The organism is Pseudomonas sp. MYb60 (assembly GCF_002979555.1).
In the GTDB taxonomy this organism is placed as follows: domain Bacteria; phylum Pseudomonadota; class Gammaproteobacteria; order Pseudomonadales; family Pseudomonadaceae; genus Aquipseudomonas.
This window is the reverse complement of the sequence record NZ_PCOZ01000006.1, coordinates 355,693-373,617: the sequence shown is the minus strand read 5'-3', so window position 1 is coordinate 373,617 and position 17,925 is coordinate 355,693. Positions and strand designations below refer to the sequence as shown.

Here is a 17,925-nt window from a genome sequence, read left to right as displayed (position 1 = left end):
CCGGGATTTTAAGGGTGCTGCTTATTCCGTCAATGAAGCATTATTGTTTTATATAGATCTTAAATGCATATCTATAGAGCAGGCGCCGTGCGGTAGCTGGCCGGGCGGAACACGCGGGTTACCACCAGCATTGCCACGGCGGTGACTGCCAGCACCACCCAGGCACTGACGAAGTTGCCGGTGAGCTGACGCAACCAGCCGGTCATCCACGGCGAAATGGCGTTGATCAGGAAACCCACACCCTGCACAAACGCGGCCAATTGCCCGGCCTGGCGCGGGTCGCGATGGTGGTCGAGGGTCAGCAGCAGGCTCAGGGCAAAACACGCGCCCAGGCCGAAGCCGCACAAGGCCACCCACACATGGGTCAATTGCAGCGGCGCGATGATCAGGCCGAGGTAGCCGATGGCCTGGGCCAGCAGGCTGATCCACAGCAGCGGCCGACGGTCCACGCCGCGTTGCGCCAGCACCGGCATCAGCAGCGCGGCAAGCACCTGGAAGATCGTCATGAACGCCAGCAGCGAACCGCTGGGCAACACGCCCCAGCCCAATTGCTGATAGAACGCCGGCAGCCACGCCACCAGGCTCATGTAGCCGCAATTCACCAGGCCGAAGTACAGCGCCAGCAGCCACGCGCGGCGGTTGCGCAGGCCCTTGAACGCAGGAATCTCTTTTGTGCCCTTGGCTGCGCCGAGGGGCAGCCAGGCCCACAGCAACAGCGCCCCCAGCGCGGGCAACAGCCACACGCCCAAGCCGGCCTGCCAGTCCTGGAAGTGCGAGGCCACCAACGGGCTGAACAACGCGGCCAGACCGCCGCCGGCCATCAGCGAGGCTGAATACACGCCCATCGCCACGGGCACGCGGTGATGGAATTCGCGCTTGATCATCGCCGGTACCAGCGCCTGGATCAGCGCCACGCCGGCACCCCCCAGCAACGCGGTGACCAGCAGTGTCGAGCCCTGGCCCAGCAGCCAGCGCGCCAGGCACGCCAGCAGAATCATCATCAGGCCCAGGGCGATGCCGCGCCGTTCGCCCAGTTGCGCCTCGACACGCACGCCCACCAGCGCCACCAGGCCCATGCAAATCACCGGCAGGCTGGTGAGCAGGGCGCTGCTCTGGAAGCTCAGGCCGGTGGCCAGGCGAATGTCGCCGAGCAACGGGCTGATGGAGCTGAGAATCGGCCGCAAATTCAGGCCGAGCACCACCAGCAGGCCCCAGCCGGCGAGGGATTTATTGAGGGTCATGCAGGGTTTTCCATTGGTGGTACAGCGTGGTCATCGCGGCATCGGGCAGGTGCTGGATCGGCAAGCGCTGTTCGCCGAGGGGCAAGCCGACCTGTTGGCCGATTGCCGCCGTCGACAGCCCGAAGGGTTCGGCCATCGCGTTGCTGGCCGCAAACACCACCCGCTCCACGCCACACAGGTACATGGCGCTCAGGCACATCGGGCAGGGTTGGCCGCTGGCGTAGATCACGCAACCCTCCAGGCGTGCGCCTACCTGCTGGCTGGCTTTGCGGATCGCCAGCAGCTCGGCGTGGGCGGTGGGGTCCTGGGTCAGGTGGATCTCATTCACGGCTTCAACCAGCACCACGCCGTGGCGCGTCAGCACCGCGCCGAACGGGCGGCCACCCTCGGCGACATTGGTGTGCGCCAGCGCGATGGCGCGTTGCAGATGCTGTTGATCGTCGCTCATGAAATAGCCTCGGCAAGATGAAAGATGAAGTATGCGCAGCCGCCGATGTATTCTGAAATTAAATATAACCATGCCAATCAGTGGCAAATGCAATGGTGGCCGCGATGTTCGATCCCGTGTTGTTACGCAGTTTTGTCGCCGTGGTGGACTGCGGCAATTTCACCCGCGCCGCTGAGCGCCTGCACCTGACCCAATCCACCGTGAGCCAGCAGATTCGCCGTCTGGAAGACGCCGTCGCGTGCCAGTTGCTCGACCGCGATCAGCGTCACGTGGTGGCCACCGTCGAGGGAGAACGCTTGCTGGCCTACGCGCGGCGCATCCTGGCACTGCATGAAGAGGCTGCCGACGTGCTGATCAACCAGCAGAGTGACGGCGTGCTGCGCCTCGGTGTGCCAGAAGACTTCGCCGCCGAACGCCTGATGCCGTTGCTCTCCGCCTTTGTGCTGGCCTATCCGCGGGTACGCCTGGAGGTCACCAGCGGCCTGGGCCCCGAGTTGCAACGCCAATACCGCAGCGGCGAATTCGATGTGCTGTTGGTCAAGCAAATGGGTGACAGCGACGACTGCCTCGCCTCCTGGCCAGAACCGCTGTGTTGGGTGGACAGCCGCAGCACGCCGTCACTGGGACGCGACCCCTTGCCCTTGGTGGCCTTTCCGGTGGGGGGCCTGTATCGCAATGAAATGTTGCAGCACCTGGAAGTGGCGGGCTGGCGCTGGCGCATCGGCTATTCCAGCGCGAGCCTCGCCAGTGTGTGTTCGGCGGTGGCGGCCGGGTTGGGCATCAGCCTGTTGCCGACCCGGGTGGTACAGCCGGGGCATGTGGTGCTGGGGCCGGACTGCGGTTTGCCGTCAGTGCAAGGTGTGCGCCTGGCGCTGTACGCCCGGACTGGCCTGGGCGCATCAGGGCAGAGCCTGCAGCGCCAATTGCTCGATTTGTGCGCGAACAACCCGCATTGAGCGATGCCTTTGCCGAATATTTTGTATGCCTGAAAAGCATCGAAAAATTCGTGCTGCTCGCCAGCCCGCACAGAACGGGGCTTTGACGTTTCAGCTTGTTTTGTTTATTCGGTTTGGGTCTATGTATAACTTTAAAGATTACTTTAAGAGATAAGCGTCTGGCCCCGATGATTCAGCCCTCGACGGCCTTCCATGCAGGCCTGTCGGTTTTTTTGTTTTAAAACCGTAGGGAGTGAATCAATGGGCAATGTCCAGACCGCCGCCAGTGCACACGAGGCGCCGTGGCGCCAGGCACCGGGTGGTGAGTTGGTCGACCTTGGCCGGCCGCACCGTGCGCCGTTGGGGCAACTGCGAACGCAGAAAACCCCCAAGGGCATCTTGAGTCGCCGCGAGGGGATTCTGCTCGGTTTGCTGGCCCTGGCCCTGCACGGCGCAGTGATCTACTGGGTGGCGCAGAAGCCGACCCCGGTGCTGCCGATCGTGCCGCCGGAAATTCCGCCGATGACCATCGAATTTTCCCAGCCGGCGCCGCCTGTGGTCGAACCGCCACCGCCTGCGCCGCCACCACCGCCGCCGCCGGTGGTCGAGCCACCACCGCCCGTGGTGGACGAATTGGCCGCCAAGCCGGCGCCGAAAAAACCGATTCCCAAACCCAAGCCCGTGCCGAAGCCGGTGCCCAAGCCGCAGCCCGCACCCAAACCGGTCGAGCAACCGCCAGCACCGCCGACACCTGCACCGCCCGCACCACCTGCTCCACCGGCCCCAGCCCCGGTCACACCGGCTTCGGCCAACGCCGCTTACCTGAAGAACCCGGCGCCGGAATATCCGTCACTGGCTCAGCGTCGCGGTTGGGAAGGCACGGTGTTGCTGCGGGTGCATGTGCTGGCCAGCGGCAAGCCGGGTGAGATCCAGGTCCAGAAGAGCAGCGGTCGCCAGCAACTCGACGACGCCGCACTGACCGCCGTGAAGCGCTGGAGCTTCGTGCCGGCCAAGCAGGGCGATGTAGCGCAGGACGGCTGGGTCAGCGTACCGATCGATTTCAAGATTCACTAACTATTCGGCTGCGGTGTGTTGCACACGCCGCGACCTGCACAGAGGGAACACATCATGGCATTAGCATCTCCACTTGAATCCATCGAAAGCGCGGTGATCTGGCTGCTGGTGGTCTTTTCGATCGCCACTTGGGGCCTGGCCCTGCTCAAGGGTGTGCAGTTCGGCCGCCTCAAGGCGCAGGATCGCAAACTCCACAAACAGTTCTGGGCGGCGTCGAGTCTCGACTCGGCCGCCGAGCTGGCTGAAACCCAACCCGGCGCCGCAGCCCGTGTGGCCCAGGCGGGTTATGCCGCAATCCAGGTGGGCGAAACCCCACACGCTGCCGACCTGAGCCAGGCGATCAACCATCAGGACCGTCTCGAACGCGCCCTGCGCCAGCAGATCGTTCGTGAACGGCGCTCCCTGGAAACCGGCCTGGCCGTGGTCGCCAGTATCGGCAGCACCTCGCCGTTCATCGGCCTGTTCGGCACCGTGTGGGGCATCATGGAAGCCTTGAAGGGCATCAGCGCCGCCGGTTCTGCCAGCCTCGAAACCGTCGCCGGCCCGATTGGTGCCGCACTGGTTGCCACGGGCGTAGGTATCGCCGTCGCGGTACCGGCGGTGCTGGTCTACAACTACTTCCTGCGTCGCCTCAAGCTGACCGCCGCCGACCTGGACGACTTCGCCCACGACTTCTACAGCCTGGCGCAGAAAAATTCGTTCCGCGTGCTGCTGCACCCGACGCTGAGCAAATCCGCCGCCGGCAACCCGCAGAAAGTGAAGGAGGCGTCCTGAGATGGCCTTCTCCACGCAAGACAGCGATGAGGTACTGAGCGAGATCAACGTCACACCGCTGGTGGACGTGATGCTGGTCCTGCTGGTGGTGTTCATCGTCACCGCGCCGCTGCTGACCAACGCGATTCCGATCAACCTGCCCAAGACCGAGGCCGTGGCCCCGGTCGAGCAGAAGGACCCGCTGGTGGTCAGCATCGACGGCGCCGGCAAACTGTTTATCAACAAGGACGAAATCCAGCCGGACCTGCTGGAATTCAACCTGCAGGCGGCGAAAGCCAAGGACCCCGATGTGCGGGTGCAACTGCAGGCTGACGATGGTGTGAACTACGGCGAAGTGGCGCGAGCCATGGCGTCGATCGAACGTGCGGGCATTACCAAGCTGTCGGTGATTACCGCCCGTTGAATGCAAAAGCCTCGACAATTTTTTGGCCGTCTCCTTGGCAGGGTGCGGCCTTTTTTTGCTCCAATCTCGTCATGGTTTGTAAAGGGCCAGCAAGTCGTGTCCCTTTAAATTGCAGGACGTTTCCGAGACAATCCCCGCCGCCTTGTGGCTGTTGGAATGGATGGCTAGTCTTCGGCCCGTCGCTGGTTTTCAGTGATCGGGTTTAGCAGCCTGAGTTCAATAGGCACACGGTTCACATCCGCGGTTATGGTGGCTGTGCGTGGGGCACCCTCGGGTGCGCTGGTGTTCCTATTGGAGTTACACCATGACCAAAGCACTCCCCGATCCACCCCTCGATTGCCTCGTCGCCAACGAAAACCTCAGTTTCGAAGACGCCCAACTTTATATCGCTCACATGATCCATAGTGCCTCGGCCACAGTGTGGGACTGTTGTGAGCACCTGCAGCCGCACGACCGCGCGAAGGTCCATGCGGTGTGGCATTTGCTGGAAATGGCCAAGACGGTGGTAGATCGCACCCTTGACTGCCTGCCTCGGACCCAGCTCACGACCTGAAAACCACTGCAATTGGACTGTGAAACCAGGTCAGTGTGGGAGGGGGCTTGCCCCCTCCCACATTTTGAAATTCATCAGATTTGAGTTTTTGGTTATTAATAAATAGCTTCTTATTCCTTAACGAATATAAACCGCGTCCCTATACTGGTCAGCAACGTTAAACGCTGCAGGAGGGCACACCCATGCACAGCGAGTCGATTCGTTATCTGATCGTGCCGGGCTGGCAAGGATCGCCAGAAGATCATTGGCAAAGTCACTGGCAGAACAGCCTGCCCAACAGCGCCCGCGTGGAGCAGGCCGATTGGCTGACCCCGCGTCGCGAAGACTGGGTGGCGGCACTGGCCGAGGCCATCGCAGCCGACAGCACGCCGGTGATCCTCATTGCTCATAGCCTGGGTTGCATCACGGTGGCGCATTGGGCGGCGACGGCGCCTCTGCAATTTCTGCGTCAGGTGCGGGGTGCCTTGCTGGTGGCCCCGGCCGATGTCGAACGGCCGGCCTGCTCACCTGCCTTGCGTAATTTCGCACCGATTCCCACCACCCTGTTGCCGTTTCCCAGCCAGGTAGTCAGCTCTGATAACGACGCCGCCGTCAGCGCCCCACGGGCCCTGGAGTTGGCGCGTAACTGGGGTGCCGAAGCCGGCATCCTGTCGGGCGCCGGGCATATCAATGTGAAGTCCGGCCACCAGCGCTGGGAGCAGGGTTTTGCTTACCTCTATCGCCTGCAGAGCCGCCTTGAGCACCACGCCCGGCGCACTGCCTGATTATTTTCAACGCCCCGTCCCTGAGTGGATTGGGGCGGGAGCCTGCCATGAGTCTGCATGAAACCTACGGCCAGCCACTGCTGACCTTCCCCGACGCCGATAAAAGCCCGCTGAGCATCCGCGCCAAGGCGCTGGTGTTTGTCGACCCGCGCTCGCGCCAGCTGCGCGAAGACCTCGAAAGCCTCGCCCCCCGTGCCTTGCCGGTGTTGATTCGCGGCGAGACCGGCAGCGGTAAGGAGTTGTTGGCGCGCCACATTCACCGGGGTAGCGACCGCAGCGGGCTGTTCGTGTCGGTCAATTGCGGGGCCATCAGCCCCACGTATGCCGACGCCGAATTATTCGGCTACGCAGCCGGTAGCCACAGTGGCGCGGCCAGCAGCCGGGCTGGCTGGTTTGGTTCTGCCAACGGCGGCACTTTGTACCTGGACGAGATCGGCGACTTGCCGTTGCCGATTCAGGTCAAGTTGCTCGCCGCGTTGGAAAATCATGAAGTCACCCGCGTCGGTGCCCATCAGCCGAGCCCGGTAGATGTGCGTTTGGTTGCCGCCACCAGCATCGACCTAGCCCAGGCCGTGGCGGCGGGCAAGTTTCATGAGCGCTTGTTCCATTACCTGAGCGAAGGCCAGCTGGAGTTGCCGGCGCTGCGCGAGCGGGTCGGCGACATCCTGTCGTTGGCCGAATATTTCCTCGGCATCTACAGCCAGCGCCTGGATTTGCCGGTGCCGCTGATCAGCGACGCCGCCCAGCAGGTGCTGGAGCATCACAGCTGGCCGGGTAATACCCGCGAGCTGGAAAACGTTATTCACTTTGCATTGTTAGTCAGTAGTGGCGACGAGATTTTGCCGGAGCACCTGAACCTGCCGGTTGCCGGGTCGCCGTTGGAGCAAGTGCAGCGGATCTTCAACAGTGCCAGCCCTGCCGAGCAAGAAACATTACGTAAATTCCTACATGAACAAAATGGAATATCAACGTGAATAAAAGATATTGTTCGGGAATAAAAAATCTAGGTATTGTCACACCCACGCCGCGATAGCACTTCGCTGGCACACCATATAAAAACGGTCGTCTCAGACGCCCCCGGAATTCCGATAAGGACACTGCATGAAAAAGGTTCTGTTGTTTACCGCACTGGCGGCTGCCCTGACTGCAGGCTTTGCCCAGGCCAACGAGAAGCTGGTGGTTGCCGCCACCCCGATCCCGCACGCGGAGATCCTCGAGCTGATCAAGCCAACCCTGGCCAAAGAAGGCGTGGACCTGCAGATCAAAGTCTTCACCGACTATGTACAGCCCAACGTACAAGTCGCCGAGAAGCGTCTGGACGCCAACTATTTCCAGACCCTGCCGTACCTGGAAAACTTCAACAAAGGTAAAGGCACCAACCTGACCACCGTGGTCGGCGTGCACGTTGAACCGTTCGGCGCTTACTCGAAGAAGATCAAGAACATCTCCGAGCTCAAGGATGGCGCGACCGTTGCCATCCCTAACGAAGGCTCCAACAGCGGCCGTGCCCTGTTGCTGCTGCAAAAGGCCGGCGTGATCACCCTGAAAGACCCGAAAAACGCCCTGGCCACCCCGAAAGACATCGCCAGCAACCCGAAGAACCTGAAGTTCAAAGAGCTGGAATCGGCCCTGCTGCCACGCGTGCTGGACCAGGTTGACCTGGACCTGATCAACACCAACTACGCGCTGGAAGCTGGCTTGAACCCAGCCAAAGACGCGCTGTTGATCGAAGGTGCCGATTCTCCGTATGTGAACTACCTGGTAGCGCGTCCGGACAACAAGGACAGCGATGCAATCCAGAAACTGTCCAAGGCCCTGACCAGCCCGGAAGTCAAAGCGTTCATCGAGAAGAAATACAGCGGCGCTGTACTGCCAGCGTTCTGATGTAACCCAAAACCCCCTTCAAGGTTTCAACGCCGGCGGCTTGCATAGCGTCGGCGTTTTTTATGCTCTGGAATAAGGTCAAAACTGTGGAAGCTGACGTGCTCCCACGGGTGTTGCACAGGCTCAAAGCGGTTAGGTTTTTGAGTGATATCAATATGCTATTTTGGTATTTAAATTATTGTTTTTATACCTTTAAAGTTGGCGCTACCCGGCGTTACCCACGCCGGATCGAACCGCGCACGTCGCATTACCCCTGCGGCGTTTTGGACCTCCGATGACCTTCGATTTCGCATTTATCCTCAGCACCTTGCCGGCGTTTCTGAAAGCCGTGGGGGTGACGCTGCAAGTGGGCCTGATCGCCATTGCCACCTCCCTGCTGGTGGCGCTGATCAACGCCGCGCTGCTGGTGTTTCGCACGCCCTACCTGTCGCGCCTGGTGGCGCTGTACGTGGAGTTGGCGCGCAACACGCCGCTGCTGATCCAGCTGTTCTTCGTGTACTTCGCGCTGCCGGCCCTGGGCTTCAATATTTCAGGGTTCTGGGCCGCGATCATCACCATGACCTTCCTCGGCGGCGCCTACCTCACCGAAGTGCTGCGCGCCGGTGTGGAAGCGGTGCCGCAGGCGCAGATCGAGTCGGGCAAGTCCATCGGCCTCTCTGACTGGCAACTGCTGCGCCATGTGATTCTGCCGCAGGCCGGGATCCTCAGCCTGCCGGCGCTATTCGCCAATTTCATCTTCCTGCTCAAGGAGACCACCGTGGTCTCCGCCGTGGCGGTGCCGGAGATTCTCTACACCACCAAGAGCTACATCGCCCTCTACTACAAGACCTACGAAATGCTCGCCGTGTTGACGCTGATCTGCGTGCTGTTGTTCTTGCCGCTGTCGCTGCTGCTCAGCCGCCTGGAAAGGAGGCTCCAGCATGGCCAGTTCGGGTCTTGAGTTGTTGTGGGTGTCGTTGCCGCAACTGGGCAAGGGCGCTGCACAAACCCTGTCGATTTCATTCCTGAGTATTGCCTTCAGCACCGTCGGCGGCGTGTTGTACGGCGTGCTGCGCACCTTGAACAACCGGCTGATCAACGCCGTGCTGCGGGTGTACCTGGAATTGTTCCGCGCGATTCCGGTGCTGGTGTGGCTGTACCTGCTGTTTTTTGGCTTGCCGATATTCTTCGGCCTGAGCATTCCGAGTTTCTGGTGCGCCGTGCTGGTGCTGTCGCTGTGGGGCGCCAGTGAAGTGGGCGAAGTGGTGCGCGGTGCGTTGCATTCGCTGCCCCGTGGCCAGCGCGAAGCGGGCTTGTCGATTGGTCTTTCGGCCCCGCAACTCTACGGCTACGTGCTGCTGCCCCAGGCCCTCAAGCGCATGACACCGCCGACCATCAACGTCTACACGCGCATCATCAAGACCAGCTCCCTGGCGGTGCTGATCGGCGTGGTGGACGTAATCAAGGTCGGCCAGCAAATCATCGAACGCACCTACGAGTCAGTGTTGATCTACGGCGTGCTGTTCCTGTTTTTCTTTTTTATCTGCTACCCGTTGTCGGCCGCCTCCAAGGTGCTGGAACGGCGCTGGGCCCAAGCATGAGCGCATTGATCGAGTTTCAGGGATTCAACAAATTCTTCGGCGAGGCGCAGGTGCTCAAGGGCATCGACCTGAGCGTGCAGAGCGGCGAAGTGGTGGTGATCCTCGGCCCCAGCGGCTGCGGCAAAAGCACCTTGCTGCGTTGCCTCAACGGACTGGAGGTGGCCCACAGCGGGAGCCTGCGCTTTGCCGGCAACGAGCTGCTGGGCCCGAAAACCGATTGGCGCGAGGTGCGCCAGGACATCGGCATGGTGTTCCAGAGCTACCACCTGTTCCCGCACATGAGCGTGCTCGACAACATCCTGCTCGGCCCGCTGAAAGTGCAAAAGCGCGACCCCCGCGAAGCCCGCGAGCAAGCGGTGAAACTGCTGGAGCGCGTAGGCCTGGCCGACAAGCGCGACGCCTTCCCGCGTCAGCTTTCCGGTGGCCAGCAGCAACGCATCGCCATCGTCCGTTCGCTGTGCATGAACCCCCAGGTCATGCTGTTTGACGAAGTCACCGCCGCCCTCGACCCGGAAATGGTCAAGGAAGTGCTGGAGGTCATTCAAGGCCTGGCCCGCGATGGCATGACCCTGCTGATCGTCACCCACGAAATGGCCTTCGCCCGCGCCGTCGCTGACCGCGTGGTGTTCATGGAGGCCGGTCGCATCCTCGAACACAACACCCCCGAGGCATTCTTTACGAACCCGCAAACCGCACGCGCGCAGCAGTTCCTGGAGAAGTTCTCCTTTGTTTCAACACTGCCTAAGAAAACCAAGGAACTGGAGCTGATATGAAAAAACTACTGCTGCCACTGTTTGCCGTCGCCCTGCTCGCCGGCTGCGATAAAAAGGCCGAAGAGCCTGCAAAACCGGTTGCCGCCGCAAGCTACCTCGACAAGATCAAGGCGCGCGACAAGCTGATCGTGGGTGTTTTCACCGACAAGCCGCCGTTCGGTTTCGTCAACGAAGCCGGGCGCTACGTCGGCTTCGATACCGATATCGGCCGCCAATTCGCCAAGGACCTGCTGGGCGATGAAAACAAAGTCGAGTTCGTCGCCGTCGAGCCAGCCAGCCGCATCCCGTTCCTGCAGAGCGACAAGGTCGACCTGATCCTCGCCAACATGACCGTAACGCCCGAGCGCAAGGAAGCGGTGGACTTCACCAACCCCAACCTGAAAGTCGCGGTACAGGCCCTGGTGCCCAACGACAGCGCGGTGAAAAACCTGGATGACCTGGCGACCCGCACCACCATCGTCACCACGGGCACCACTGCCGATGTCTGGCTGACCAAGAATCACCCGGACTGGAAGCTGCTCAAGTTCGAGAAAAACTCCGAGTCGCTGCAGGCGCTGTCCGCTGGCCGTGGCGATGCCTACGCGCAGGACAACCTGGTGCTGTTCAGCTGGGCCAAGCAGAACCCAGGTTATCGCGTGCTGGAAGAAAAGCTCGGCGACGAAGCGCCGATTGCACCGGCCGTGAAGAAAGGCAACATCGAACTGCGCGACTGGGTGAATGCCGAGTTGGCGAAGTTGGGTGAGGAGAAGTTCCTGCTCAAGCTGTACGACCAGTATGTGCGTAAAGAGCTGAGCGATGACACCAAGCCTGAGAGCGTGATTGTTGAAGGCGGTAAGTGGCAGGGCTGATATCGCTATCGGGGGCAAGCCCCTTCCCACACTGGATGGGGTTCACAGATAGAGATAAGTGAACACCGTCAAATGTGCGAGGGGGCTTGCCGCCGATGAGGCCCTACCTGCCACCACTTATTGAGGCCAATGCCACGCCGGCGCATCCAGAATCCCCTGGCCCACAATCCGGGTCTCCCCCAGCACCTTCTCCAATACGATCGAATTACACCCCTCATCCTGCTGCAGCGCCGCAATCAAGCGGCTGGCATGGGACACCACCCACACCTGGCACTGCGCGGATGCCTGGATGATCAAGCGCGCCAACGCCGGCAGCAGGTCCGGATGCAGGCTGGTTTCCGGCTCGTTCAGCACCATCATGGTCGGCGGCCTGGGCGTCAGCAGCGCCGCGATCAGCAGCAGGTAACGCAAGGTGCCGTCCGACAACTCCGCCGCCGACAACGGCCGCAGCAAACCCTCCTGATAAAACTCGATCGCAAAACGCCCGCCCTGCAGTGGCTCGATATTCAACCGTGCACCGGGGAACGCATCGCTGACCGCGCGTTGCAACGCTTCGGGGTCGCCGATTTCGCGGATGGTCTGCAAGGCGGCGGCCAAATCCCGTCCGTCGTGGTGCAGCACTGGCGTGCGCGTGCCCAGTTGCGGTTGGCGTACCGGCGCCTCCGCGTCGCTGCGAAAGTGATCATAAAAGCGCCAGCCACGGATGCTCTCGCGCAGCAGCAATACCTCCGGGGAGCCGCGCAGGCTGCCGACCTGGTCGAACAGGCTGTGATAATTCGGCGTGTGCTGGGCCAGCACGTCCCAGTTGCGCCCGTCGCGCGCCCGCACCATTGGCCCGGAACGCTGCACCAGCAGGCTGGCCGGGCGGTAAATGTGCCCGGCCCAGATGCATTCCTTCTTCACCTCCGGATCTAGGGAAAAATAGGACAAGGTCAATTCCGGCAGCCCGAGGGAGATGGCATAGCTGAAATCGTCTCCGGCGAAGCCTAGGCGCAGGCGTTTGACACCCTGGCGTACGCTGGCCTCTACCGGCACCTCGCCCTTTTGCATGCGTCGGCTGATGGTTTCCGGGCCGGCCCAAAAAGTCGAATCCAGCCCGCCCTCACGGGCCAGCGCATTGATCACCCCGCCCTGAGCGGTTTCTGCGAGCAGGCGCAGGGCGCGGTACAGGTTGGATTTGCCGCTGCCATTGGGGCCGGTGATCAGGTTCAGCCGGTCCAGGGGCACCACCAATTTATTGATCGAGCGGTAATTGGCCACCGCGAGGGTCTTGAGCATGTGTCTTCAGTCAACAGGGGGACCGCTGGAGTATGGGAGCCTGCATGCAGTTTAGGAACCCTCAACTAAGCTCACAGTCGCATACACATCTGACCTATCGCGTCACGCAAAGGAGCCTGCATGGGCGGTCGTATTTCCACCTGCATTTTAGGACTTGGCCTACTGACCCTATTGGGCGGCTGTGGCCAGGAAAAGCCTGAGCCCAAGCAGCATTCACGGGTGTTCGTGCAAACCGTGCAGTCGGCGGATTTCGCCGCAGCGGTCACCTTGACGGGCGATATCCAGGCCCGTGTGCAAACCGACCTGTCCTTTCGCGTGGGCGGCAAGATCATTGAGCGCATGGTGGATGTGGGCGATCGCGTGACCGCCAGGCAAGTGCTGGCCAAACTCGATCCCAAGGATTTACAGACCAACGTCGATTCCGCCCAGGCCCAGGTCGTGGCCGAACAGGCGCGGGTCAAGCAGACCGCCGCGGCCTTCGTGCGCCAGGAAAAACTCCTGCCCAAGGGTTACACCAGCCGCAGCGAATACGATTCGGCCCAGGCCGCCTTGCGCAGCAGCCGAAGTGCACTGGCCGCTGCCCAGGCTCAACTGGCCAATGCCCGCGAGCAACTGGGTTATACCGCCCTGGTCGCCGATGCGCCGGGGATCATCACCGCGCGCCAGGCCGAAGTGGGCCAAGTGGTGCAGGCCACGGTGCCGATCTTCAGCCTGGCCCGCGATGGTGCGCGCGATGCGGTGTTCAACGTCTACGAGTCGCTGCTGGCTGAACCGCCGCCGGATGCACCGATCACCGTGAGCCTGCTGGACAACCCGAGCATCAAGGCCGTGGGCAAGGTCCGCGAAGTGACCCCCGCCGTGGCGGCCAATACCGGCACGGTGCAGGTCAAGATTGCGCTGGAGACGTTGCCCAAAGGCATGCAATTGGGTTCGGTGGTGAGCGCCACTGCCAATGGCCAGGCCAAACCCAGCGTCGAACTGCCCTGGTCCGCGCTGACCAAAGACCTCAGCGAGCCCGCCGTATGGCTGGTCGATGCCGACGGCAAGGCGAAGTTGCACAAGGTCACGGTGGCCCGCTACCTCACCGGTAAAGTCATCATCGCCGACGGCCTCAAGGGCGGCGAGAAAGTCGTGGTGGCCGGCGGACAATTGCTGCACCCCGGCATGCTGGTGGAAATCGCCCAGCAAGGAGCCCAGCCATGATGCGCCTGACGGTGTTGATCGCCGCAAGCCTGCTGCTGGCGGCCTGTTCCAAGGAGGAGCCACCGCCCGAACCGGTACGCCCGGTGCTGTCCATGGAGGTGAAGGCCGAAGACCAGGAAACCCTCGGCCGCTTCGCCGGCACCATCCAGGCCCGCTACGAGAGCAACCTGGGGTTCCGCGTGGCCGGGCGCATCGCCCGTCGCGCCGTGGATGTGGGCGCTGAAGTGGAGAAGGGCGCCTTGCTCGCCGTACTCGACCCTACCGATCAACAAAACCAGCTGCGCGCGGCCCAGGGCGACCTGGCCCGCGTTCAGGCCCAGTTCATCAATGCGCAGGCCAACGCACGTCGGCAGCAGGAACTGTTCAACCGGGGCGTCGGCGCTCAGGCCCAGCTGGACATCGCCCAGACCGACCTGAAAACCACCCAGGCCTCCCTCGACCAGGCGAAGGCGTCGGTCAATCAAGCCAAAGACCAGCTCAATTACGCCGAACTGCGCACCGACCACGCTGGCATCGTCACCGCCTGGAACGCCGAGGCCGGCCAGGTGGTCACCGCCGGCCAGCAAGTGGTGACCCTGGCGCGCCCGGACATCAAGGAAGCGGTGATCGACCTGCCCGCCGGCTTGGCTGAGCGCCTGCCGCCAGACGTGGTGTTTCTGGTGGCCGGGCAACTCGACCCCAGCGTGCACACCACTGCCATCGTGCGCGAGATCGAACCCCAGGCCCAAAGCGCCACCCGCACCCGTCGCGCACGCCTGACGTTGGCCGAGACACCTTCGGCGTTCCGCTTGGGCACGGCGATCAGCGTGACCTTGAGCACCGCCATAAAGCCGCGCATCGAATTGCCCCTGAGCGCGTTGCAGGAAACAGACGGCAAGACCCGCATCTGGCTGCTCGACACCCAGAGCCAGACCGTGCAACCGCGCGACGTCCACGTCATCAGCCGTGACAGCCGCAGCGCATTGCTCGACGGCGGCGTCAAACCCGGCGAACGCATCGTGACTGCCGGCGTGAACAGCCTGAAACCCGGGCAAAAAGTCAAAATCGACGAGGACAGCCCGCGATGAAAGGGAGCTTCAACTTATCCGACTGGGCCCTCAAGCATCAGTCCTTCGTCTGGTACCTGATGTTCGTCGCGCTGCTGATGGGCGTGTTCTCCTACATGAACCTGGGCCGCGAGGAAGACCCTTCGTTCACCATCAAGACCATGGTGATCCAGACCCGCTGGCCCGGCGCGACCCAGGAAGAAACCCTGCGCCAGGTCACCGACCGCATCGAGAAAAAACTCGAAGAGCTCGATTCCCTCGACTACGTGAAAAGCTACACCCGCCCGGGTGAGTCCACCGTGTTCGTGTTCCTGAAGGACACCACCAGCGCCAAGGCCATCCCGGAAATCTGGTACCAGGTGCGCAAGAAGATCGACGATATTCGCGGCACGTTCCCCCAGGGGCTGCAGGGACCGTCGTTCAACGACGAGTTCGGTGATGTGTTCGGCTCCGTCTATGCCTTCACCGGCGATGGCCTGTCGATGCGCCAGTTGCGCGACTACGTGGAGCAGGTGCGCGCCGAGATCCGGTCAGTGCCGGGGCTGGGCAAGGTCGAGATGATCGGCCAGCAGGACGAAGTCATTTACCTGAATTTTTCCACGCGCAAACTGGCGGCCCTGGGCATTGACCAGCGCCAGGTGGTGCAGAGCCTGCAATCGCAGAACGCGGTGACCCCGGCCGGGGTGATCGAGGCCGGGCCCGAGCGCATTTCGGTGCGCACCTCGGGGCAATTCGCCTCGGAGAAAGACCTCGCCGACGTCAACCTGCGCCTCAATGACCGTTTTTACCGGTTGGCGGATATTGCCGAGATCAGCCGTGGCTACGTCGACCCGGCGCGGCCGATGTTCCGATTCAACGGCCAACCAGCGATCGGCCTGGCCATTGCGATGCAAAAGGGCGGCAACATCCAGTCCTTCGGCAAGGCCCTGCACGGGCGCATGGACGAACTGACCGCCGACCTGCCGGTGGGCGTCGGCGTGCACAAGGTGTCCGACCAGGCCGAAGTGGTGGAAGAGGCCGTCGGCGGCTTTACCAGCGCGCTGTTCGAGGCGGTGATCATCGTGCTCGTCGTGAGCTTTATCAGCCTGGGCATGCGCGCCGGGCTGGTGGTGGCGTGCTCGATTCCACTGGTGCTGGCGCTGGTGTTCGTGTTCATGGAATACAGCGGCATCACCATGCAGCGGGTGTCCCTGGGCGCACTGATCATCGCCCTCGGCCTGTTGGTGGATGACGCGATGATCACCGTGGAGATGATGATCACGCGCCTGGAAAAAGGCGAAACCAAGGAACAGGCGGCGACTTTCGCCTACACCTCCACCGCGTTCCCGATGCTCACCGGTACATTGGTGACCGTCGCCGGTTTCGTGCCGATCGGCCTCAACGCCAGCTCGGCGGGCGAGTACACCTTCACCCTGTTCGCGGTGATTGCGGTGGCGATGCTGGTCTCGTGGGTGGTGGCGGTGCTGTTTGCGCCGGTGATCGGCGTGCATATTCTCAGCGCCAAGGTCAAACCTCACGATGCCGAACCGGGCCGAATCGGCCGGGGTTTCAACCGCAGCATGTTGTGGGCCATGCGCAATCGCTGGTGGGCCATCGGCATTACCGTGGCGCTGTTCGTCGCGTCGGTGTTCTCCATGCAGTTCGTGCAGAACCAGTTCTTCCCGTCGTCGGACCGTCCGGAAATCCTGGTCGACCTGAACCTGCCGCAAAACGCCTCGATCAACGAAACCCGCCGCGCCGTGGACCGCCTGGAAGCGATCATCAAGGACGACCCGGACATCGCGCGCTGGAGCACCTACATCGGCCAGGGCGCGATCCGTTTCTACCTGCCCCTGGACCAGCAACTGGAAAACCCCTACTACGCGCAGTTGGTCATTGTGAGCAAGGGCCTGGAAGAGCGCGGTGAGTTGATCAAGCGCCTGCAAAAGCGCCTGCGCGATGATTTTGTCGGCATCGGCAGCTTTGTTCAGCCGCTGGAGATGGGGCCGCCGGTAGGTAGGCCGATTCAGTATCGCGTGTCGGGCAAAGATACTGACCAAGTCCGTAAACACGCCATCGAGCTCGCCACGTTGCTGGACCAGAACAGCCACCTGGGCGAGATCATCTATGACTGGAACGAGCCGGGCAAAGTGCTGCGCATCGACATCGCCCAGGACAAGGCGCGGCAACTGGGGCTGTCCTCGGAAGACGTGGCGCAACTGATGAACAGCGTGGTCAGCGGCGCCTCGGTGACCCAGGTGCACGATGATATCTACCTGATCAACGTGGTCGGCCGCGCCGAGGACGCGGAGCGCGGCACGCCGGAAACCCTGCAAAACCTGCAGATCGTCACGCCCAACGGCACCTCGATCCCGCTGCTGGCGTTCGCTACCGTGCGTTATGAACTGGAGCAACCGCTGGTGTGGCGCCGCGACCGCAAGCCGACCATCACCATCAAGGCGTCGGTGCGGGATGAGATGCAACCGACGGACCTGGTCAAGCAGCTCAAGCCGGACATCGACACGTTCAGCGCCGGCCTGCCGGTGGGCTACAAGGTCGCCACCGGCGGCACCGTGGAAGAAAGCGGCAAGGCCCAAGGCCCGATTGCCAGCGTGGTGCCGCTGATGCTGTTCTTGATGGCGACGTTCCTGATGATCCAGCTGCACAGCGTGCAGAAAATGTTCCTGGTGGCGAGCGTCGCGCCGCTGGGCCTGATCGGCGTGGTACTGGCGCTGATCCCCACGGGGACGCCCATGGGCTTCGTGGCGATCCTGGGGATTCTGGCGCTGATCGGCATCATCATCCGCAACTCGGTGATCCTGGTGACGCAGATCGACGAGTACGAACGCGCGGGCTACACGCCGTGGGACGCGGTGGTGGAAGCCACCGAGCACCGGCGCCGACCGATCCTGCTGACCGCCGCAGCGGCCAGCCTGGGCATGATCCCCATCGCCCGCGAAGTGTTCTGGGGGCCGATGGCCTACGCGATGATTGGCGGGATCATCATTGCCACGCTGCTGACCTTGCTGTTCCTGCCGGCGCTGTATGTGGCCTGGTACAAGATCCGCGAGCCGCAACAGGACCAACAGGAAAAACGCGGATAGAAATGGGGGAGGGGGCTTGCCCCCCTCCCACATTTGAA

Annotated in this window: 18 protein-coding genes; 15 read left to right on the top strand and 3 right to left on the bottom strand. The window is 62.3% G+C overall.

The features are described 5' to 3' along the window. Positions 1–71 precede the first annotated feature (71 nt). Entirely contained in the window at positions 72–1,241 is a 1,170-nt protein-coding gene (locus CQ041_RS13240; RefSeq protein ID WP_105524523.1) for a CynX/NimT family MFS transporter, read from the bottom strand. Next, a complete protein-coding gene (locus CQ041_RS13235) occupies positions 1,228–1,689 on the bottom strand; it encodes a nucleoside deaminase (RefSeq protein ID WP_105524521.1) in 462 nt (153 codons plus the stop codon). The genes CQ041_RS13240 and CQ041_RS13235 overlap by 14 nt, the downstream gene beginning before the upstream one ends. 104 nt (positions 1,690–1,793) lie before the next feature. On the opposite strand from CQ041_RS13235, the gene CQ041_RS13230 reads away from it, so the two are divergent. From CQ041_RS13230 to CQ041_RS13175, 12 genes are all read left to right on the top strand, one after another. Continuing rightward, positions 1,794–2,645 carry a LysR family transcriptional regulator gene (locus CQ041_RS13230; protein ID WP_105524559.1) on the top strand — a complete coding sequence of 284 codons (852 nt, stop codon included), beginning with the start codon at positions 1,794–1,796 and terminating at the stop codon, positions 2,643–2,645. Between the two features lie 240 nt (positions 2,646–2,885). After that, entirely contained in the window at positions 2,886–3,698 is an 813-nt protein-coding gene (locus CQ041_RS13225; RefSeq protein ID WP_105524520.1) for an energy transducer TonB, read from the top strand. Positions 3,699–3,749: 51 nt separating this feature from the next. Beyond that, positions 3,750–4,472 carry a MotA/TolQ/ExbB proton channel family protein gene (locus CQ041_RS13220; protein ID WP_105524557.1) on the top strand — a complete coding sequence of 241 codons (723 nt, stop codon included), beginning with the start codon at positions 3,750–3,752 and terminating at the stop codon, positions 4,470–4,472. A 1-nt stretch (position 4,473) separates the two neighbouring features. Beyond that, complete coding sequence (locus CQ041_RS13215) at positions 4,474–4,875, top strand: biopolymer transporter ExbD (RefSeq protein ID WP_010565408.1); 402 nt, start codon at positions 4,474–4,476, stop codon at positions 4,873–4,875. A 304-nt stretch (positions 4,876–5,179) separates the two neighbouring features. After that, positions 5,180–5,428 carry a hypothetical protein gene (locus CQ041_RS13210; protein WP_105524517.1) on the top strand — a complete coding sequence of 83 codons (249 nt, stop codon included), beginning with the start codon at positions 5,180–5,182 and terminating at the stop codon, positions 5,426–5,428. A gap of 182 nt (positions 5,429–5,610) precedes the next feature. Next, on the top strand, positions 5,611–6,192 hold the full coding sequence (locus CQ041_RS13205) for an alpha/beta hydrolase (RefSeq protein WP_105524516.1): 582 nt from the start codon (positions 5,611–5,613) through the stop codon (positions 6,190–6,192). 47 nt (positions 6,193–6,239) lie between these two features. Continuing rightward, positions 6,240–7,166 (top strand): sigma 54-interacting transcriptional regulator, encoded by a 927-nt coding sequence (locus CQ041_RS13200; protein ID WP_105524515.1) that lies wholly within the window; start codon positions 6,240–6,242, stop codon positions 7,164–7,166. Between the two features lie 127 nt (positions 7,167–7,293). Further along, positions 7,294–8,076 (top strand): MetQ/NlpA family ABC transporter substrate-binding protein, encoded by a 783-nt coding sequence (locus tag CQ041_RS13195; protein WP_105524513.1) that lies wholly within the window; start codon positions 7,294–7,296, stop codon positions 8,074–8,076. Between the two features lie 274 nt (positions 8,077–8,350). After that, positions 8,351–9,016 (top strand): amino acid ABC transporter permease, encoded by a 666-nt coding sequence (locus CQ041_RS13190; RefSeq protein ID WP_014716444.1) that lies wholly within the window; start codon positions 8,351–8,353, stop codon positions 9,014–9,016. Further along, complete coding sequence (locus CQ041_RS13185) at positions 8,997–9,656, top strand: amino acid ABC transporter permease (protein WP_105524511.1); 660 nt, start codon at positions 8,997–8,999, stop codon at positions 9,654–9,656. The genes CQ041_RS13190 and CQ041_RS13185 overlap by 20 nt, the downstream gene beginning before the upstream one ends. Beyond that, positions 9,653–10,429 (top strand): amino acid ABC transporter ATP-binding protein, encoded by a 777-nt coding sequence (locus CQ041_RS13180; RefSeq protein ID WP_105524509.1) that lies wholly within the window; start codon positions 9,653–9,655, stop codon positions 10,427–10,429. Before CQ041_RS13185 ends, CQ041_RS13180 begins: the two co-directional genes overlap by 4 nt. Continuing rightward, complete coding sequence (locus CQ041_RS13175; RefSeq protein WP_105524507.1) at positions 10,426–11,277, top strand: transporter substrate-binding domain-containing protein; 852 nt, start codon at positions 10,426–10,428, stop codon at positions 11,275–11,277. Before CQ041_RS13180 ends, CQ041_RS13175 begins: the two co-directional genes overlap by 4 nt. Before the next feature lie 117 nt (positions 11,278–11,394). On the opposite strand, the gene CQ041_RS13170 is transcribed toward CQ041_RS13175, so the two are convergent. Continuing rightward, a complete protein-coding gene (locus CQ041_RS13170) occupies positions 11,395–12,555 on the bottom strand; it encodes an AAA family ATPase (protein ID WP_105524506.1) in 1,161 nt (386 codons plus the stop codon). A 120-nt stretch (positions 12,556–12,675) separates the two neighbouring features. On the opposite strand from CQ041_RS13170, the gene CQ041_RS13165 reads away from it, so the two are divergent. The 3 genes from CQ041_RS13165 to CQ041_RS13155 are packed head-to-tail and all read left to right on the top strand — an operon-like array spanning position 12,676 to position 17,887. Next, on the top strand, positions 12,676–13,758 hold the full coding sequence (locus CQ041_RS13165; protein WP_105524504.1) for an efflux RND transporter periplasmic adaptor subunit: 1,083 nt from the start codon (positions 12,676–12,678) through the stop codon (positions 13,756–13,758). Then, on the top strand, positions 13,755–14,825 hold the full coding sequence (locus CQ041_RS13160) for an efflux RND transporter periplasmic adaptor subunit (protein ID WP_105524499.1): 1,071 nt from the start codon (positions 13,755–13,757) through the stop codon (positions 14,823–14,825). Before CQ041_RS13165 ends, CQ041_RS13160 begins: the two co-directional genes overlap by 4 nt. Further along, complete coding sequence (locus tag CQ041_RS13155) at positions 14,822–17,887, top strand: efflux RND transporter permease subunit (protein ID WP_105524498.1); 3,066 nt, start codon at positions 14,822–14,824, stop codon at positions 17,885–17,887. Before CQ041_RS13160 ends, CQ041_RS13155 begins: the two co-directional genes overlap by 4 nt. Positions 17,888–17,925 lie beyond the last annotated feature (38 nt).

What these genes read in the sequence shown, in the direction of transcription:
- CQ041_RS13235 (WP_105524521.1), bottom strand. Translation starts at nt 1,689, where the DNA reads ATGAGCGACGATCAACAGCATCTGCAACGCGCCATCGCGCTGGCGCAC.
- CQ041_RS13190 (WP_014716444.1), top strand. Translation starts at nt 8,351, where the DNA reads ATGACCTTCGATTTCGCATTTATCCTCAGCACCTTGCCGGCGTTTCTG.
- CQ041_RS13185 (WP_105524511.1), top strand. Translation starts at nt 8,997, where the DNA reads ATGGCCAGTTCGGGTCTTGAGTTGTTGTGGGTGTCGTTGCCGCAACTG.
- CQ041_RS13195 (WP_105524513.1), top strand. Translation starts at nt 7,294, where the DNA reads ATGAAAAAGGTTCTGTTGTTTACCGCACTGGCGGCTGCCCTGACTGCA.
- CQ041_RS13160 (WP_105524499.1), top strand. Translation starts at nt 13,755, where the DNA reads ATGATGCGCCTGACGGTGTTGATCGCCGCAAGCCTGCTGCTGGCGGCC.
- CQ041_RS13180 (WP_105524509.1), top strand. Translation starts at nt 9,653, where the DNA reads ATGAGCGCATTGATCGAGTTTCAGGGATTCAACAAATTCTTCGGCGAG.
- CQ041_RS13165 (WP_105524504.1), top strand. Translation starts at nt 12,676, where the DNA reads ATGGGCGGTCGTATTTCCACCTGCATTTTAGGACTTGGCCTACTGACC.
- CQ041_RS13155 (WP_105524498.1), top strand. Translation starts at nt 14,822, where the DNA reads ATGAAAGGGAGCTTCAACTTATCCGACTGGGCCCTCAAGCATCAGTCC.
- CQ041_RS13215 (WP_010565408.1), top strand. Translation starts at nt 4,474, where the DNA reads ATGGCCTTCTCCACGCAAGACAGCGATGAGGTACTGAGCGAGATCAAC.
- CQ041_RS13210 (WP_105524517.1), top strand. Translation starts at nt 5,180, where the DNA reads ATGACCAAAGCACTCCCCGATCCACCCCTCGATTGCCTCGTCGCCAAC.
- CQ041_RS13200 (WP_105524515.1), top strand. Translation starts at nt 6,240, where the DNA reads ATGAGTCTGCATGAAACCTACGGCCAGCCACTGCTGACCTTCCCCGAC.
- CQ041_RS13225 (WP_105524520.1), top strand. Translation starts at nt 2,886, where the DNA reads ATGGGCAATGTCCAGACCGCCGCCAGTGCACACGAGGCGCCGTGGCGC.
- CQ041_RS13175 (WP_105524507.1), top strand. Translation starts at nt 10,426, where the DNA reads ATGAAAAAACTACTGCTGCCACTGTTTGCCGTCGCCCTGCTCGCCGGC.
- CQ041_RS13170 (WP_105524506.1), bottom strand. Translation starts at nt 12,555, where the DNA reads ATGCTCAAGACCCTCGCGGTGGCCAATTACCGCTCGATCAATAAATTG.
- CQ041_RS13205 (WP_105524516.1), top strand. Translation starts at nt 5,611, where the DNA reads ATGCACAGCGAGTCGATTCGTTATCTGATCGTGCCGGGCTGGCAAGGA.
- CQ041_RS13240 (WP_105524523.1), bottom strand. Translation starts at nt 1,241, where the DNA reads ATGACCCTCAATAAATCCCTCGCCGGCTGGGGCCTGCTGGTGGTGCTC.
- CQ041_RS13230 (WP_105524559.1), top strand. Translation starts at nt 1,794, where the DNA reads ATGTTCGATCCCGTGTTGTTACGCAGTTTTGTCGCCGTGGTGGACTGC.